The sequence below is a fragment of the Paraburkholderia flagellata genome, from assembly GCF_021390645.1.
In the GTDB taxonomy this organism is placed as follows: domain Bacteria; phylum Pseudomonadota; class Gammaproteobacteria; order Burkholderiales; family Burkholderiaceae; genus Paraburkholderia; species Paraburkholderia flagellata.
Genome location: NZ_JAJEJT010000003.1, coordinates 54,862 through 73,251, shown reverse-complemented (window position 1 = coordinate 73,251; position 18,390 = coordinate 54,862). Strand labels below are relative to the sequence as shown.

Below are 18,390 nucleotides of genomic sequence, written 5' to 3'. Positions count from 1 at the left end.
CTCCAACGGGTCAGCCTCGATCTAAAAACAGGTATTACGGCGTGCGCTTTGCATATATTGATCGGGGCAAACCCTGGATGAACAGCATTAAACCTCGATGCCGAGCGCAACGATGCGCCGGTACAGCGTGGCGCGCGCCATGCCGATCTGTGCGGCGGCTTTCGTCACCTGACCGCCTGCCGCGCGTAACGCATCGGTCAGCAAGCGGCGTTCGAAATCGCGCATCGCTTCGTCGTACTGTTGATATTGCTGCGCAGTGGCATGGTCGGGCGTGACGTGCAGATTGGCCGCCGCGTCGCGTGCCTCACTCTCGACACGCTGCCCACGCCCGTCGCCGATGAAGCGCGCGAGCGAACGCGCATCGATGCGCTCGCTATCCGATAACAGCACCGCACGCTCGAGCGTATTGCGCAACTCACGCACGTTGCCGGGCCAGCCATACGCACACAGCACCGCAAGCGCATCTTTGTCGAGTTCGAGATGCCCCGCTCCGCTTTCCACCGCCAGCTTGTCGAGGATCGAATAGGCCATCGCCTCGATGTCCGCCAGGCGCTCGCGCAGCGGCGGCACGCGAATCATCAGCACGTTGAGCCGGTAATAGAGGTCCGCGCGAAACCGGCCCTGCGCCACGAGCGCGGGCAAATCCGCCGACGTCGCCGCGATGATGCGCACGTCGGTGCGCACGATGCGATTCGACCCGAGCGGTTCGAACTCCTGTTCCTGCAGAACCCGCAGCAATTTGCCCTGCAGCGCGAGCGGCATGTCGCCGATCTCGTCGAGAAAGAGCGTGCCGCCCTGGGCCAGTTCGAACTTGCCGATACGCCCCTTGCGCTCCGCACCCGCGTACGCGCCCGCCTCCGCGCCGAAGAACTCCAATTCCAGCAGCGTGTCGGGAATCGCGGCGACGTTCACCGTCACAAGCGGACTGTCCGCGCGTCCAGATGCGCCGTGTATGGCGTGCGCAAGCAGTTCCTTGCCCGTGCCCGTTTCACCGAGCAGGAGCACCGGCGATGCCAGACGCGCGGCCCGGCGTGCCTGGCGTTTCACTTCGAGGCTTGCGGCGCTCGTGCCGATCAGGCTTGAAAAGCTGTACTTCGCGCGACGCACCTGCGCGAGCGACTGGCGTGTGCTGATCAGTTCGGCACGCAGCCGTGCGTACTGGCTGAAAAGCGGAGACAGCCCCTTGAGTTCGTTGAATAGTACGAAGCCCACTGCACCGATCGTTTCGCCGTTATCGTCCTTGATCGGCAAACGCGTGACGACGATCGGATCTCTATCAGTTTCGAGAATGTCGAGCAGAATGGGTTCACCCCCTTTCACGACGTCGCGCATCATGCTGTTAGGAATGACGGTTTCGCAATCGAGACCGATCACCGCCGTGGGATCGTCAAAGCCGAAGCGCGCCGCGTAGTGCCGGTTGATCCACACTACGCGAGCGTTGCGATCAACGATCACGGTGCCTTCGCTGAACTTGTCGAGCGATTGAAAGAGCGATTGCATCGCCAGTTTGCGCACGTGGTCGTAGTCGGCCAGCAGGGCGTTCGTTTCGATTTCCATTCGATTCTTTTCTTCTGTCGTGGCCGGGCATGGCCCGCGAATTCTCAATTTCGGGACGAATTATCCCAGAAATGAGATTGCCGCATGCGCTCTGAAATTTCGGGGCTTTTCGTGGGGAATTGCGGGCGGCGGCGCGCTTCGTCGCCAATATCGTCTCAGTTACGAGACGCGTTGCCGCCGCAACCTTCCCGCTGCACCCCCTGCGCGCGCTCTGCCCTTCGCCGCGACGCTTCGCGCAAGGCTCCCCGGCCGCTGGCACATATCGTGCTCTATTGCGCGGTCGCGCCGGCTTCGGCGCGCGCGAACAATAAACAGACCTGCACGAATAAACCAACTGGAGACAAGATGTCCTTTGTGATTGTGATCGCCGCTTTGGCGTTCCTGATGCTGGTGGCCTACCGCGGCTATAGCGTCATTCTCTTCGCGCCCATCGCCGCACTAGGCGCCGTGCTGCTGATCGATCCCGCCGCCGTCGCACCGGTTTTCTCCGGCATCTTCATGGAAAAGCTGGTCGGCTTCGTCAAGCTCTACTTCCCCGTGTTCCTGCTCGGCGCGGTCTTTGGTAAGGTGATCGAACTATCTGGCTTCTCCGAAGCGATCGTGCACGCCGCCATCCGCTACATTGGCCGTTCGCGCGCCAATGCCGTGATCGTCGCGGTCTGCGCGCTGCTCACCTATGGCGGCGTGTCGCTCTTCGTCGTGGTGTTCGCCGTGTATCCCTTCGCCGCCGAACTCTATCGCCAGAGCAATATTCCCAAGCGCCTGATGCCTGGCGCCATCGCGCTCGGCGCATTCACGTTCACGATGGATTCGCTGCCCGGTACGCCGCAAATCCAGAACATCATTCCCACCACGTTCTTCAAGACCACCGCGTGGGCCGCACCGTGGCTCGGCGTAATCGGCTCGGTCTTCATCATCGTGGTCGGTCTCACCTACCTCGAATGGCGCCGCCGCAGCGCCGTGGCAAAGGGTGAGGGCTATGGCACTTCGCTCGTGAACGAACCGGAACGCGTCGAAACCGGTAATCTGCCGCATCCGGCGCTGGCCATTGCGCCGCTCGTGCTCGTTGGCGTCGCCAACTTCCTGCTGACGAAGTGGATTCCGCAGTGGTACGGTGACAGCTTCACCGTTGCGCCTGACGTGCTGCCCGGCATTCATGCGCCCGTTACGGTGCCCGTTAAAAGCGTCGTGGCCATCTGGGCCGTTCAGGGCGCATTGCTCCTCGGCATTCTGCTCGCCATCATCACGGCGTTTGGCCGCGTGAAGGAACGCTTCGCGACCGGCACGAAAACCGCAGTCGCCGGCGCACTGCTCGCCACGCTCAATACGGCATCCGAGTATGGCTTCGGCGGCGTGATTTCAGCGCTGCCCGGCTTTCTCGTGATCGGCAATGCGCTCAAGGCCATTCCGAATCCGCTCGTGAATGCGGCCGTGTCGGTTTCGGCGCTCGCCGGTATCACGGGCTCCGCGTCGGGCGGCATGAGCATTGCGCTCGCCGCCATGTCGGACACCTTCATCAAGACCGCGCAGGCCATGCACATTCCGATGGAAGTGCTGCACCGCGTAGTGGCGATGGCGAGTGGCGGCATGGATACGCTGCCGCACAACGGCGCGGTCATCACGTTGCTCGCGGTCACGGGCCTCACGCACCGGGAGTCGTATCGCGACATTTTCGCCGTGACCATCATCAAGACGCTCGCGGTCTTCTTCGTTATCGCCGTGTTCTATCTGACCGGCATCGTCTAACCGGCATTCATTCCAGGCTCACTATGCATCTTCCCGACACGCTCTCCCTCGCCGGAAAAACCGCCGTCGTCACCGGATCAACCAGTGGCATCGGTCTTGGCATTGCGACGGCGCTGGCCCGCGCAGGCGCCAATATCGTCCTGAACGGTTTCGGCGATCCCGCACCCGCGCTGGCGCAGATCGAAGCGACCGGCGTGCGCGCCGCGCATCACAACGCGGACATGAGCCGTCCTGCCGAAATCGAAGCCCTCGTGGCTTTCGCGTCGAGCACGTTCGGCGGCCTCGATATCCTCGTCAACAACGCGGGCATTCAGTACGTCGAAACGATCGAGAACTTTCCGGTCGAGCGCTGGGATCAGATCATCGCAATCAATCTGAGCGCGACGTTTCACGCGACGCGCGCGGCACTTCCCATCATGCGCACGGCGGGTTGGGGACGCGTGATCAATATCGCTTCGGTACACGGGCTGGTGGGCTCGGTTGGCAAGTCGGCCTATGTCGCGGCCAAGCACGGCGTGATCGGGCTCACCAAGGTCGCCGCACTGGAGACGGCGCGCAGCGGCGTGACCGTCAATGCGATCTGTCCGGGCTGGGTGCTCACGCCGCTCGTACAGAAGCAGATCGACGATCTGGCCCACCGCGAGGCGATTTCCATCGAAGACGCCACGCTGAAACTACTCGGCGAAAAGCAACCGTCGGCAAGCTTTGCGACGGTCGAGCAAATTGGCGGCGTAGCGGCGTTTTTGTGCTCGGAGGCGGCCAACGAGATGCGCGGCGCTGAGCTCAAGGTGGACGGAGGTTGGCTCGCGCAGTAAAAGCGGCAGCGGCGCGTGAGCGATGCGTGTTGGCGCGTTGGCAATACAACGCGTCATTCGCGCGCCATGCGCCGCAGCTTCATGGCGTGCAGCCGCTGGCTGAGCCCTTTGAATACACTGCTTTCGTGCGGGTCGCCGAAGTGAAATAGCACCGTGCACCGAATGCTGGATGGCGCGCAGGCCTGATTCGCATGCAACGAGCGCAAGCCCCAGATGAAGTAAAGATTGCCCGGCTCCAATGTCACAACTTTGGCCGCAAGCCATTTCTGAATAAGCGGTAAGCGCCAAATCCTTCCGAGCAGCTTTTCCACAATCGCCTTCTCGACGATATTGATGATCGCAAACCGCCGCGCATTGCGTAGATTCGGAAACATCACGAGATGGCCCGTCTGCTTGCCTGGGTCATTGGGAATCAAAACCGGCAGCAAGATCGATACGGCATACGAGTCGTAGTGGAAAATGTTCGAATGACGGATTCCCTGTTTTCCTGAAAGCACCCGCATTACCGGGTAAATCCGGTCACTGGGCGGAAGTGTCCCCATCTTGCGCACGTACAGCTGGCGCAATAACGCGTGCAGTCCCGCGTCTTCGAAAAGCGGTGCAAGACAGGTGCCGCTAATCCATTGCGCGCCGTTAAAGCCGAAGTATCGGTTGCCGTCCTGTTCGACCAGTTCGGCTACCCCGTTGCGAAGCTTTGCGAGAATCGCGGCCGGCACGATGTCGTAAAGCACGCCCACTCCGTCGTCGTCCATCGACTGGGCGAGCGCCTGCGCACTCTGCACTTCTACCCGCGCGATTTCATCGAGCGGCCGTTCGTTGTCCAATGCGTTCATTGTGGTCCCTCGCGCAACCTGATCGGTGAATACAGGCACACGGTCAATGCAGACCGTAGACTGAGGGAAAAAACTTTCGTGTTCCGTACGTCTTCGTACAGAACGCCTGAACGCGTCGATTTACATGCCGGATGGTTAATTCGTGTCGTTTCGCAACGAGCCGATACGACGCTTGCGCATACATTCGTTAGCTATCGCTTCGCTCCTGCTCGCCAGCCGACCGTTCTGCGACCAGCGGCCAGACCAGATGTTCGAACTGCTCTGGCGCGATAGGCCTGGAATACAAATAGCCCTGCGCGAAATCACAGCCCATGGTCTTGAGAAATTCCCGTTGCTCGACCGTTTCCACGCCTTCGGCGATGACCTGAATGCCCAGCTTGTGCGCAAGCACCACCATCGCCTCGCATAGCACCTGATTGTTCTCGTCCACGCTCAGATTCTGGACAAACGAACGATCGATTTTCAGGTAATCGATGTCGAAGCGTTTGAGATAGGCAAGCGAGGAATAACCGGTGCCGAAATCGTCGATCGAAATGCCGATGCCCGCAAGACGGAAATCCAGCAGCCGCTCGTCGATATTCGATTCAGCCTGCAGCAGCAGCCCCTCGGTAATTTCCACCACCACGCTTTGTCCCGGCATGCCCTCACGATTGAGATAGTCATGCCACCTCACGCCAAGCGTGCTGTCCTGGCGGACCTGCACCGGCGACATGTTGACGCTGATCTGGAACGTCGGATCAAATTGCTCACGCCATAGCCGCGCCTGTTGCACGGCTTGCCTGAACACCCAGTCGCCAATCGGAATGATCAGCCCGGTATCTTCGGCGAGTGGAATGAATTCCAGCGGGTTGATCATGCCCCGCTCGGGATGCAGCCAGCGTATCAGCGCCTCCGCTTTGCGGACCTGCCCCGTTGCCAGGTCGACAACCGGCTGATAAAGCAGCCGAAGCTGATTGCGAGGCAGCGCTGCACGCAGGTCGCTGGTCAGGCGCAAGCGCGTTTGCGCCTCGAGCTGCATGTCGGGCGTGAAGTAACTAAAGCGATTGCGTCCGGCATTCTTTGCCGCATACATGGCCTGGTCGGCGTTCTTGAACAGCGCGTCGAGTTCCACGGTGTCGTCGGGGAAAACGGTGACGCCGATGCTCGCCGAAATATAGACTTCCTCCGCGCCGAGTTTGAACGGCTCGGTCAGTTTGCGATTGATACTGCGCACGGTCTGTTCGACCGCTTCCATGTCTTCCAGATCGGGCAGGATCACCGTGAACTCGTCGCCGCCAAGTCGCGCGACAGTGTCCAGATTTCGCACGCATGCGCTAATGCGGCGCCCCGCTTCGATTAGCAGCACGTCGCCGCGGTCGTGGCCCAGCGAGTCGTTGACTTCCTTGAAGCGATCGAGGTCGATCAGCATCAGGGCCACGCGCCTTTGCGAACGGCGCGCGAGCGCGGCCTCCTCGGTCAGACGATCGTGAAATAGCTGCCGGTTCGGAAGACCCGTCAGTGCATCGAAATTGGCCTGTTTCCAGATGGTGGCCTCGAACGCCATCCGGTCGGAGAGGTCGCGACCCACTGCGAGCACGGAACTGACATGGCCGGAACGGTCGATCTCAGGCGTGATGCGAATGTGGGTACATTGCTCCTGCCCGTTCTTTCCGGCCCATCTCAGTTCGAACTGCGCGCTTTTTCCCGTCGCGATGACTTCGCCGATCTTCCGTTCGTAGACCAACGCATTCGGGCCGCCAGGAAGCTCCGAGGGCCGCTTGCCGAGGACGCTGGCAAGATCGCATCCGGCCTGCGCGCAAAAGGCAGCATTGGCAAACGTGCGGCGCAGCTCGCGATCATATCGGGTGATCGTATCGGGCGAGTTCTCGATCAGCGTGCGCGACTCGCGTTCGCGGGCGACGAGTTCCGCCGTTCTGTCGATGACAGTCTGCTCGAGCGTCGCATTGATTTCGTTGATCTTCTGAATCTTCTGCCTGATTGCCGAGCGCATGCGCTCAAAGCGCTGTGCCAGCCGGGCCAGTTCGTCCGGTCCGCCAAGCGAGCCTTCCCCTTCCGAGTCTTCGTCGCCAGTGGCGCCGGCATCTTCGCCCGTGTCGTGCATCCGGCGCACGAGGTCCCGCAGCGGCGCCGAAATACTGTGCGAAATAAACCAGGCAAGAAAAATGGAAAGCAGAAACCCGGAAATGCCAACCACCACGATCTGGTTGCGTACGGCCTGTGCCTCCGCAGTGAGACTCTGTTCAGCGATCGTGCTGATCACGAACCAGCTCGTGCCAGGAATCCGTGCGTAGGCGGCAAGATAGTGCCCGCCACGTTTCGCGGCGAAATTGACGAATCGGCTCGACTCGCCCGATATGCGGTGGCGGACGATATCCTCGATCAGGCCAGGCTCGGGCGTGGTGCCCGCGTTGGGCGACGAAGCATTATTTGGGACTACGATGATTTTGTTGTCGCTCGCATCGAATACGTAAATCTCTGTCCCGCTGCCCGCCGCGACATCGTTGAAAATCGTCGAGAAGTATTCAGGGCGAACGACCAGAACCAGACTGCCGATCTTCGTGTTGTCACTCTTGTTGTAGATGGCGCGCACCATCCCGAGGTTCTGCTGCCCGACCCCATCGTCGTAGCTGCCCCAGTAGGTGCGTTCTTGCGACTCTTGCGCGAGGCCGACGAGCGCCGTCACACCTGTAGTCAACTGCGCAAAAGCCTGCGTATCCAGCATCTGGTCTTTCTGGTCGAGCAAATATTTCTGATTGATGAAATCGACCGACCCGTAGTGCTCCAGCAGCAAACGCGTCATGTCCTCGCGCGCCTCGCTCTGCTCTCTGGCGCTGCCGCTTGCCGCTCGCGCCAGCGCGCCCTGGACCCGATCCGAAAGTACGAGAAGATTGCTTTCCGTTTCGATCTGCTGCATGCGCAGCTCGACGTTTCTCGAAACCTGCCTCACCACCTCTTTCGAAAATATCTCCGCGTTCTCCTTGATCGCCGCGACCGACTTCACGTAGGAAATGCAGCCCGAAATGATAATGGGCAACAGCGCCAACAGAATGAAAGCGCCAATCAGTCGATAGCGAATCTCGACGCGTCGAAGCAGATCCTGGCAGAGGTAGTCGAAAGCGCGTCGCAGCGACGCGGAGATCGCATTCATTTGTAATGCATCTTCGCTTCAGTCTTGACCGAGATGTCCAGGCGCTGCGCAGCCTGCCTGGGCGTGATTTTCCTGAGCAGCACATCCTGCATCAATTTGTGCAGCAGCTCAATCGTGTTGGAAGGAAGCGACGAATAATATGGGCTCGCCGTGACCGGATAGCGGCTGACCGCGTTCGTGTAGTCCATGATCTCCACGTCGCTCACCACGGTGCCCATGCCTTGCTGAAACGGCGAAACGTTGTGGCGTTTCCTCTGAAGAATCGGAAATCCCTTGCTGGCGATGAATTCCAGAAAACGCATGGCTGCGGCCTTGTTGGGCGTTTCGCAAACGGCAAAACCCGTTTCGCTGCCGAGCACGGGCACTACGTGTTCGCCGCGCGCGTTCCATGGCGGCACGAACACGCCCACCGAGAAATCGTTTCCATGCAGCATGAGGCCGGCGGCCCAACTGCCCTGAAACGCCATCGCCACCCGGCCCTCCCTGAAAAGGCGAATGCCCTCGTCGTATCCCGTCGTCATGAATGATGGCTGGGCGTAACCGCGCTCGGGAATCAGTGCGATCCTCGCGAAGATATCGGCCACCAGCGGCGTATCCAGGTTCAACGTGCCGTCCGCCATCTTCTCTTTCCAGTGCGGCTCGTGCGCGACCACATTGTTAGCGAAGCCGGATGCGAATGGCCCGTTGCCGAGCATGTTCGGAAAGCCGCCGCTCCACATCACCGGAATCATTCCCGCCTGCTTGAGCTTGGCGCATACCGCCAGAAATTCATCGAAATTCGTCGGCAGCGTATCGATACCGGCCATGGCGAACATGGCCCGGTTGTAATAGATCATCGTCGTCGCCACGCCGCCCGACACGCCAAACCCTTTGCCTTCGCGACTGGTCCAGTCGGACTTGAGCGGATCCAGCATGTGCTTCCAGGCGGCGCTTTGGCGGACATCGGCGAGCACGCCCTGGTCGGCCAGCTCGGCGCCATAGGCGTTCGGATTGATACTGACGAGGTCCGGCAGCGTGCCGGCCGCCACGCGTGGCTTGATGTTCTCCTCGACCGAGTTGCCGACCATGAACTGCACGTTCACGTGCAAGTCGGGATTGAGCTTGTCGAACTCGGCGGCGATCTGGAGCATCTCCTGCGGCCAGTCCGGCGCCCAGATCAGGGCGGTGATGGTGGTCCGTGCCGGCGCGGCCGTGCTGCTCTGGGCGTTCTTCTGCTGATCGCAACCCAGCAGTAGCAGCATGCCGATCAAACCAGATAGCAGCCAGGCAAACTTGATTCCGTGCACGTAACGCTCGCTTTCAGTTCGGGAGTAGCAAATCAGGCACAACGCAGGGGAGCCAGATTGCATATCGGCCGAAACCGGGCATCACTTGAGGGGTCTTGCGCTCGAGCCCGGCACGCGACAACCGGTGAGCTTTTGCGGCCGAGCCTTTATGCCCGTTCGCAAACGTTGGCGCTGTGCGCTGCGCTAACGTAGTCCAATTGCATCGAGTATTTTTTGCGCAGACATAGAACGCGTGTGCGCGTTTAGCGCATCACGGTGCGGCGAGTTCGACGGGTCGCCGCCTTCAATCGCTCTCTTCTCGTTTCAGTCGAGGGACGGGCTGCACTCGCAGTCGAGTGCCGCGACGCGCACCGGCCGCTCCATTGCCGCAAGCCGCTGCAACGTCACGAGGCCGAACACCGCGAGCACGCAGCCGAGCACCAGATCGGCACGTATGCCCGCACGGTCCACGATCGCGCCGCCGACCGACGAGCCAAGCGCGATCGCCACCTGGATCACGCTCACGAACATGGCCGACCCCGCTTCGGCCTGATCGGCCGTGCCGCGCTGAATCCACACGGAGAAGCACAGCGGAATCGCGCCGAACGCCACGCCCCACATCAACATCGCCGCGATCTCGCCGATGCGTGCGTGGTCGAGCAGAATCATCGCCGACAGCGCACACAACAGCAGCGCCGTCATCGTCGCCACTGCGGACTTCAAACGCGTGGCGACAAAGGCCGAAGTCAATGCGTTAGAGAAAAAGCCGATCACGCCGAATGCGAGCAGCAGCAGCGTGATCGCGCTCATCGAAAAGTCCTGCTGAAGCAGCGGTGAAATGAACGTGTACGTCGAAAAATGCGCGCCGAACACGAGCGCGACCATGAGCATGCTCAGGCGCATATACGGGCGGCGCAGCAGCGTGGCGAAATCGGCAAGGCGCAATGCGGCAGCAGAAGGCAGCGACGGCACCAGCAGCGCCTGAGCAATCAGCGCGAGCGCGACGAGCCCGCCCGTCACGAAAAACGACATGCGCCACGACGCGAGCCCAGCGATAAAGGTGCCGAGCGGCACGCCGATCACCGTCGCGCAGGTCACGCCGGTCAGGATGATGGCCGTCGCGCGCGGGGCGTCGCTCGTGTGCACGAGGCGACCCGCCGCCGCGGTCGCGAGCGTCCAGAAGCCGCCGAGCGCCGCGCCGAGCATCGCGCGGCCAACCAGCATGAGCGCGAAATTCGTCGAAAGCGCAGAGACGATATTCGATGCGAGCAGCATGGCCGTGAGCAACAGAAATACCTGCCGCCGGTCCATGCGTCCGGCAAACATCATCAGGCCCGGCGCGAAGATCGCGGCCATCACACCCGGCGTGGTCACCATGAGGCCAGCGGTGCCCGGCGTCACGCCCAGATCGCGTGCGATCTCGGTGAGCAAACCAACCGGCAGGAACTCGGACGTGACGAATGCGAAGGCGCTGATCGCCACGGCAAAGACGGACAGCCACTGGCGCACTGTCGTCTCTTCGAGACGCGCGGGCGCGAGATTGGGAGAACGGTCGTTCATGTTTCGATGACTGTTTTGAGTGTGGCGAATAATAAAAGCCATTGTTCGGCAATTTCACACCAAAAAATGGGGAAAATCGCCGTTTAAATGGCTAATCGGGAATTACGTTTAAATTAACATTAAAAAAATAAACGCGTGCGGCCCTGCGATTAGCGGGGTCGGCAAAAGGGTTATGAACGGAATGTGACGTGGCCTGCCGCGCGGCGGCCAGCGGGGCGGAGATTATGTCATTTCAGCGCCGGAAAAATAAGCGATATTTTTCCGGGGACAAATTAAGCATCGATTTGCTGCTTATGGTCGTCGCTGGTTAGCAGGCCGAGGGCGCCGGGAAGGCGCCCCGTGAGGAATTGCAGAAAAACCGGTATGTTGAGTCTAGCGCCTGAGTTCAGAACCGCGTCTGCACGCCTACGCGTGCGATGAACTGATTGGGACCGCTCGATGTGCCATCGGGATCGAGCACGCCGCTGATCAGCGCCTGGGCTCCCGCGTTGGTCCGCTGATACACGGTCTCCGCATAGACGACGGTACGCTTGGACAGGAAGTGATCGACGATCGCCGTGATCTGATGTGCGTGATTGTTGTCGAGATACGCGTTGCCCTTCATGTACATGTAGTCGGCGCCAATCGCCCAGTCTGGTGCGAGCAGCCAGTTCGCGCCCGCTTCGGCCTGTGCGATCGCGCCGCCATTGTAGGTGTTGCGCACGGTCGTCACGAGCAGCGTCGCCATGACTTTGCCGAAATCGTAGTGCGCGCCCACGCCCCAGTTGCGAATGCCGACATCGGGTTCGCCTTCCTCGACATATTTCGCTTCCGTATAGGCCGCCGCCATGCCGAACGCACCGTTGGTGTAATTCGCGCCGGCGCTGACCGTGTTGCCACGTCCGAATGCGCCCGGAATGCCGCCAAAGCCGTACAAGCCGCCAAAGCTGAATCCGGCAAATTTGGGGGACTGATACTTGACAGAGTTCTCGACCGTGGCGCCGGCCATGCGGTCCCAGTCGAATTGCGGCGCGAAGGGCGGATTGCCCGGAATCGCGATCTTCGCGAACGGGCCTGCGCGGAAGTTGTAGAGGCCCCCTACTTCCATCGCCGCGTCGTCGTGGCCGAAAAACAGCGAATCGGTCATGAAGTCGTACTGATTGCCCATCGTCAGCCTGCCGTACTGGTCGCTGTCGAGGCCAACGTAGGCGTTGCGTCCGAAGATTCCTTGTCCCGAGACGATCGCGCCGGTACCCATCGAGAATTGATCGACGAGGTCGAACACCGCGTGCAAGCCGCCGCCCAGATCTTCGCGGCCGCGAATACCGAGCAGGTTCGGCGTGAAAATGCCGTCGTCGAACTTCAGCACCGAGTGGCCGCCCTGGTTGCTGACCCACGACACGCCCGCGTCGACCATGCCGTACAGCGTCACGCTGTCGCCCGCCGGGCCGCCTTCCGCGTGTGCCTGGGCGCAAACCATAGCCGAAACCGCCGTGCACCACAGTGCGAGGCTCTTCATGTTGACGTCTCCTTTACCTTGATCTCTGCGTCGGCATCCATTTATTACGGATACCTAATTAATTGAAATAAACTTCGAACTTCGGGGAAATCGTAACGGCGCCCAAGCGCCGTTACCGCAACATCAGTCAGATTGCAGCGCGATGGGGGCCGAACGCCGCGCCAGCGCGCGCGGTGCGGTTTCGATCAGGAACATCGAAACGAAGATGCCGCAGATCAGCCCGCCGAGCGCAAACTGCAGCGTGAACTGAATGCCGTCGTGCTGCGCGACATATCCGGCAATGGCCGGTGCAATGCCGCCGCCAAAAATCTCGCCGGCGCCCGAGGTAATGCCAATGGCCGAAGCGACGAGTCCCGCCGGCGCCGCTTCAGTCGCGATCGGCCCGGTGAGCACGCCCAGCATGCCGAGCGCGAAGAACGAGACGACGAACAGCACAGCGAAGAGCATCCACGGGTTCGCGCCGATGCGGGCGAACACATAGAGCGAAATCGCCGCGCCCGCGAAGGAGACGACCGAAGTCAGCCGCCGCCCGGCGAAGTCCGAGAGGCTGGCCAGGCCGAACTCACCGAGAAATCCACCGAAGCCGATGGCCGACACGACAAAGCCCATTTGCGAAGTGTCGAGGTGCAGGTAATCCACGAGATAGTTGGGCACCATCGCGCCGATCACGAAAATGCCGGCCATCGCGCACAGCGTGGCCAGCATGGCGAGCACGACGTTGCGGCTGCCGAAGAGCGCGCTCCAGCGCGGGCCGCTCGTTGCATGCGCAACCGTCGCGTGCGCGGGCTTGACTTGGGGCGCGTCGCGCAACATCGTCGCGATCAGCAGCGCCACGATGAGCCCGGGCACGGCCGATACCGCGAACACCCAGTGCCACGACGGCACGACGCGCAGCAGTTGCGTCGCGATGATCGGCGCGAGGCCGAGGCCCATCAGCGCGAACATGCTGAGCTGCAGCCCCTGGTTGCGCCCGCGGCGCGACGGATGCGAGGCCTCGCCCACCGAAGCCACGCTCGTCGGCGTGAAAGCGCCCTCCGCGACGCCCATGAGCGCGCGAATAAGCAGCAGGCTCGCGAAGCCGGTAGCGAAGCCCGAGAAGCTCGAAAGCAGCGAGAACATCACCATCGCTGCGATCATGATCTTGCGCCGGCCGATGCTGTCGGAAAGGCGGCCCATGAGAATCGAGAACACGCCCCACGCAATGCTGAGAATGCCGATCAACTGGCCGAGCTGCTGATAGCTCAGGTTGAGGTCTTTCATCATGTGGGGAAATAGCGGCGCGATCATCCAGCGGTCGAGCCCGACCAGACCGAAGCCGACGGCGAGCAGGATCAGCGTCCTGCGTTCGTTTTTCAGATCGTGTGGTTCTTGCGGATTGTGTGATTGGGCATGCCTCGTCACGTCTGTCTCCTTGACTGTGTCGCGCGTTCGTATTGCGAACGTCACTTCGTTTATCGAACTTCGAGCGAGATCGTAGGAAACCTCAGCTAATGATGTCAATCAAAAAAGACCCTCGCTGTACACAATTTCTCTTTACTTTCGGCTTACTTTTCCACGTTTACCCTGAATTTGTGGACTATTTTCTTGAATCGATCAAATAGATGTATACAATTTGTACACATCGCGGCGCTGATCGCAGACTGCATCCGGCCGCATTCACACTCGTTTTTCAACGCTTCCCTACGCATGACCGGCATCGACGACACTCCCACCAGCACGCGCGCCGGCTCCGCCGCTTCGCAGACCGTCAAAGCCCAACTCGGGCTGCGAGAACTGATACTCGGCGGCGAACTCGCGCCCGGCGAGCGCATTTCCGAACTGGGCGTGGTCGAGCGCCTTGGCGTGTCGCGCACGCCGGTGCGCGCGGCGCTCATGCGCCTGCAGGAAGAAGGACTGCTCGAACCGATTCCGAGCGGCGGCTACGCCGTGCGCTCGTTTTCGGAGAACGAAATACGCGACTCGATCGAACTGCGCGGCACGCTCGAAGGGCTGGCCGCACGCCTTGCCGCCGAACGTGGCATCACCCATTCGATGTTCCGCGACCTGCACGATTGCATTGACGAGATCGATGAGTTGCTCGTGGGCGAACTGAGCGAGGAAACCTTCTCCCGCTACGTCGAAGTGAATGGCCGATTTCACCGCCTGCTCGCCGCTGCTTCGGACAGCGAAGTGGTTGCACGGCAGATCGAAAAAGTCGCGACCCTGCCGTTCGCGTCGGCAAGCGCATTCGTGGTCGTGCAGTCGCTCGACCCGCGTGCGCGCGAAACGCTGATCGTGGCGCAAGCCCAGCATCGCGCGGTGCTCGAAGCGATCGAAAGCCGCGAAGGCGCGCGTGCCGAAGCGCTGATGCGCGAGCACTCGCATATCGCCCATCAGAACCTCAAGCGCGTGCTCGACAACCAGCGTGCGATGACGAGGCTGATTGGCGGCAACCTCATTCGCCGCAATCCGCGCTAGCCATGCGCGGCGCCCTGGCTTGATCTGAACGGCGGCACGCGTGCCGCCCCTCACCCTGAACGAAGGCGCAACAAAGCGCCCTGGAGGAGACGTATGTTCCTGAAAAACGCATGGTATGTCGCGTGTACCCCCGATGAAATCGACGGCAAACCGCTTGGCCGGCAAATCTGCGGCGAGCGCATGGTGTTCTGGCGCGCGGCCGATGGCGGCGTCGCTGCGCTCGAAGACTTCTGCCCGCACCGCGGCGCGCCGCTCTCGCTCGGCAGCGTGCGCGAGGGGCACCTGGTATGCGGCTATCATGGCCTCACCGTGAGGGCGAGCGGGAAATGCGTGAGCATGCCGTGCCAGCGCGTGGGCGGCATTCCGTCCGTGCGCAGTTATCCCGCGGTCGAACGCTACGGCTTCATCTGGGTGTGGCCCGGCGATGCAGCCGAAGCCGACCCCGCAAAGATCCATCACCTGGAATGGGCCGACAATCCCGCGTGGGCCTATGGCGGCGGCCTGTATCACATCCAGTGCGACTACCGCCTGATGGTCGACAACCTCATGGACCTCACGCACGAAACCTACGTGCACGCCTCGAGCATCGGCCAGCCCGAGATCGAGGAAGCGCCGCCCAAGACCGCGGTGAACGGTGACGTGGTGACGACGAGCCGCTTCATGCACAACATCATGCCGCCGCCGTTCTGGGCCGCGGCGCTGCGCGGCAACGGCCTCGCCGACAACGTGCCCTGCGACCGCTGGCAAATCTGCCACTTCTCGCCGCCCAGCCACGTGATGATCGAAGTGGGCGTGGCGCATGCGGGCAAAGGCGGATACGACGCCGATGCGCGCGACAAGGCGTCGAGCATCGTCGTCGACTTCATCACGCCGGAAACCGAAACGTCGATCTGGTACTTCTGGGGCATGGCGCGCAGCTTCGCCGTGCATGATCAGGCGCTCACCGAAACGATCCGCACGGGCCAGGGCAAGATCTTCGCGGAGGATCTCGACATGCTCGAATCGCAGCAGCGCAATCTGCTCACATGGCCCGAACGCCGCATTCTGAGCCTCAACATCGATGCGGGCGGCGTGCAGTCGCGCCGCGTGCTCGACCGGCTGATCGCAGCCGAAGCCGAACGCAACGCAACGGCTACGGCTGCAGCTGCCTGATCGATCTGAAGCCACGGTCGCGCGTACGCGCGCGGCCGCTCTCCTTCCCTTGTCCCAACGCATCATGAAAGTCACCCTTCTGCGCAAGATTCCCGTTGCCACCGACATCTGCGTTTTCGAACTGGCGAGCGCCGACGGCGCGCCGCTCCCGGCGTTCGAGGCAGGCGCACACATCGACGTTCATGTCGATGGATTCGTGCGCCAGTACTCGCTTTGCAACCGCCCCTCCGACGCGCGCACCTACCGCATCGGCGTGTTGCGCGACGCGGCCTCGCGCGGCGGCTCCGTCGCGATGCACGCGCTCGACACAGGCACGATCCTCGAAATCAGCACTCCGAAAAATCATTTCCCGCTCGACGAACAGGCCACGCATACCATTCTGCTCGCGGGCGGTATCGGCATCACGCCGCTCATGGCCATGGCCGAGCAGTTGCGCGAGCAAGGCCGCACGTTCGAGCTGCACTACTGCACCCGCGACCCACAGCGCGCCGCGTTTCGCGAACGTCTTGCCGAAGCGGGTTTCGCGGAACACACGCGCTTCTATTTCGACAGCGAAGGAACCGATGCCCGCATCGACCTCGCACGCGTGCTTCGCGCTCCGCACGACGATAAGCATGCCTACGTATGCGGCCCCGCGGGCTTCATCGATGCCGTGCTCAGCGCAGCGGCCAGCGCGGGGTGGCCCGCGCAGAACGCGCACCGCGAGTACTTCGGCGCGGCTCAACCGCCCGCAACCACCGACGCCGACGCCAACGGTCCTTTCCAGGTCACGCTGGCGAGCTGCCAGCGCGTGATCGACGTCCCCGCCGGGACGTCGATCGTTCAAGCGCTGCGTGACGGCGGCGTCGAGGTGCCGGTCTCATGCGAGCAAGGCGTATGCGGCACCTGCATCACGCGCGTGCTTTCCGGCGAGCCGGACCATCGCGATCTTTATCTGACCGACGAGGAGCGCGCTGCAAACGACCAACTGCTGCCGTGCTGCTCGCGCTCGCGCACACCCATGCTCGTACTCGATCTCTGACCCTCCGATACGGCGCCGCGCGTCACCGCCGCACATCAAGACGCACGCGCGCGCCGCACCGCGAGCAGCGCCGCGAGCGCCGCCACCACCGTGACCGGCACGCTCGCGCCAATCACCGTCGTGGCGCTCGCGCCGCCCGCCAGCAATTGTCCAGCCGCGAGCGGACCGACGATCGAACCCACGCGGCCCACCGCCACGGCCGCGCCCACGCCGGTGCCGCGCATGACGGTGGCGTAGCTCGTGGCGGAAAGCGCGTAGAGCATCGACTGTGCGCCCACCACGCCCATGCCTGCGAGCAGCACCGAAACCGAAATCCAGAACAGGGTGCCCGCGCCCGCGAGCATGAAGAGCGAGATCGCAATGCCCGCATAGACAGCGGCGACGACACGTCCAGGCTTGATGCGATCCATCAGCATGCCGATGCCAAGCACGCCGATCACGCTGCCTACGTTGAAGAAGATCTGCGTGACGCTGGCCTGGCTGCGCGTGAGGCCACGGCTCACGATCAGCGAGGGCAGCCAGTTGAGCAGGAAGTACAGCACGATCAGCGTGCAGAAAAAGCTGATCCAGATCTGCGCGGTCACCGCGGCGCGGCCCTCGCCGAACAGCACACGCCACGTGGGCGGCGGGCCGCCTTGCGTGGACTGCGCGCGGCTCGCGGCTGCTTCATAGGCTGCGGACTCTGGCAGGCAAGCGAGAATCAGCGGCGCGACCACGAGCGGCCCAACGCCGCCCGCGTAGAAGATATGCCGCCATTCGGTATCGCCCGCACTGAGCACGCCGATCAGCGCCGCAAGCGCACCGCCGAGCGGCATGCCGCAATACATGATGCTGACAGCCGTATTGCGAAGCCGCGGCGCCACGGCTTCGGCCGAGAGCGCGATCAGGTTTGGCATCGCGCCGCCAAGGCCGATGCCGGTCAGGACACGCGCCACCAGCAGCGTGGCAAAGCTCCACACGTGGGCCGTGAAGATCGAGAACACGCCGAACGCCACCATCGAGAGCAGCAGCACACGCTTGCGCCCGATGCGGTCGGCGAGGCGTCCGCCGATCATCGCGCCGGGCAGGAGCCCGAGCATGCCCGCGCTGAACGCGAGTCCCATCTGACTCACCGAAAGACCGAACTCGCGCGCCATGCGCGGCGCGGCCACCCCAGTGGATTGCAGATCGACGCCCTCCAGCACCGCCACGATCAGACACAAACCCAACACCCATGCGGCGCCCGCCGCCGTGCGCGCGCTCACCTGCGTAGTCGATGACGACACGTTGCCTCCTCGTTTTGCAATGGAATGTCGCGGCCTTTCACCGCGCTGGCGCTAGTTAGTTACCCTAACCTAA

General features: G+C 62.2%; 13 protein-coding genes. 5 read left to right on the top strand and 8 right to left on the bottom strand.

Annotated elements, in window-relative coordinates; all coding sequences use genetic code 11:
• Positions 1-87: 87 nt before the first annotated feature.
• A complete protein-coding gene (locus L0U83_RS24005) occupies positions 88-1,557 on the bottom strand; it encodes a sigma-54 interaction domain-containing protein (RefSeq protein WP_233886683.1) in 1,470 nt (489 codons plus the stop codon).
• 345 nt (positions 1,558-1,902) lie between these two features.
• Here L0U83_RS24005 and L0U83_RS24000 point away from each other — a divergent pair, with 345 nt between their 5' ends.
• A complete protein-coding gene (locus L0U83_RS24000; RefSeq protein WP_233886682.1) occupies positions 1,903-3,303 on the top strand; it encodes a GntP family permease in 1,401 nt (466 codons plus the stop codon).
• A 23-nt stretch (positions 3,304-3,326) separates the two neighbouring features.
• Entirely contained in the window at positions 3,327-4,118 is a 792-nt protein-coding gene (locus L0U83_RS23995) for a 3-hydroxybutyrate dehydrogenase (protein ID WP_233886681.1), read from the top strand.
• A 53-nt stretch (positions 4,119-4,171) separates the two neighbouring features.
• Here L0U83_RS23995 and L0U83_RS23990 read toward each other — a convergent pair whose 3' ends face one another.
• The 6 genes from L0U83_RS23990 to L0U83_RS23965 form a co-directional block, all read right to left on the bottom strand.
• Positions 4,172-4,951, bottom strand: coding sequence for a hypothetical protein (locus L0U83_RS23990; RefSeq protein ID WP_233886680.1), 780 nt, complete (start codon positions 4,949-4,951; stop codon positions 4,172-4,174).
• A 187-nt stretch (positions 4,952-5,138) separates the two neighbouring features.
• Positions 5,139-8,099: a bifunctional diguanylate cyclase/phosphodiesterase gene (locus L0U83_RS23985; RefSeq protein ID WP_233886679.1), complete on the bottom strand. Its 2,961-nt coding sequence runs from the start codon at positions 8,097-8,099 to the stop codon at positions 5,139-5,141.
• Positions 8,096-9,340 (bottom strand): ABC transporter substrate-binding protein, encoded by a 1,245-nt coding sequence (locus L0U83_RS23980; protein ID WP_233887857.1) that lies wholly within the window; start codon positions 9,338-9,340, stop codon positions 8,096-8,098. Before L0U83_RS23980 ends, L0U83_RS23985 begins: the two co-directional genes overlap by 4 nt.
• Before the next feature lie 348 nt (positions 9,341-9,688).
• A complete protein-coding gene (locus L0U83_RS23975) occupies positions 9,689-10,924 on the bottom strand; it encodes an MFS transporter (RefSeq protein WP_233886678.1) in 1,236 nt (411 codons plus the stop codon).
• A gap of 385 nt (positions 10,925-11,309) precedes the next feature.
• Positions 11,310-12,422, bottom strand: coding sequence for a porin (locus tag L0U83_RS23970; RefSeq protein WP_233886677.1), 1,113 nt, complete (start codon positions 12,420-12,422; stop codon positions 11,310-11,312).
• 123 nt (positions 12,423-12,545) lie between these two features.
• Positions 12,546-13,823: an MFS transporter gene (locus tag L0U83_RS23965; RefSeq protein ID WP_233886676.1), complete on the bottom strand. Its 1,278-nt coding sequence runs from the start codon at positions 13,821-13,823 to the stop codon at positions 12,546-12,548.
• A 285-nt stretch (positions 13,824-14,108) separates the two neighbouring features.
• Between L0U83_RS23965 and L0U83_RS23960 the strand changes: the two genes are divergently transcribed.
• The 3 genes from L0U83_RS23960 to L0U83_RS23950 all read left to right on the top strand — a co-directional run bounded on the left by L0U83_RS23960 (position 14,109) and on the right by L0U83_RS23950 (position 17,052).
• Positions 14,109-14,879 carry a GntR family transcriptional regulator gene (locus tag L0U83_RS23960; RefSeq protein ID WP_233886675.1) on the top strand — a complete coding sequence of 257 codons (771 nt, stop codon included), beginning with the start codon at positions 14,109-14,111 and terminating at the stop codon, positions 14,877-14,879.
• 93 nt (positions 14,880-14,972) lie between these two features.
• Positions 14,973-16,031, top strand: a complete 1,059-nt coding sequence (locus L0U83_RS23955) for an aromatic ring-hydroxylating dioxygenase subunit alpha (protein ID WP_233886674.1) — start codon at positions 14,973-14,975, stop codon at positions 16,029-16,031.
• Positions 16,032-16,095: 64 nt separating this feature from the next.
• Positions 16,096-17,052: a PDR/VanB family oxidoreductase gene (locus tag L0U83_RS23950; protein WP_233886673.1), complete on the top strand. Its 957-nt coding sequence runs from the start codon at positions 16,096-16,098 to the stop codon at positions 17,050-17,052.
• Between the two features lie 35 nt (positions 17,053-17,087).
• Here the strand turns inward: L0U83_RS23950 and mhpT are convergent, their stop codons facing one another.
• Positions 17,088-18,317: a 3-(3-hydroxy-phenyl)propionate transporter MhpT gene (gene mhpT, locus L0U83_RS23945; protein WP_233886672.1), complete on the bottom strand. Its 1,230-nt coding sequence runs from the start codon at positions 18,315-18,317 to the stop codon at positions 17,088-17,090.
• Between the last annotated feature and the right edge of the window lie 73 nt (positions 18,318-18,390).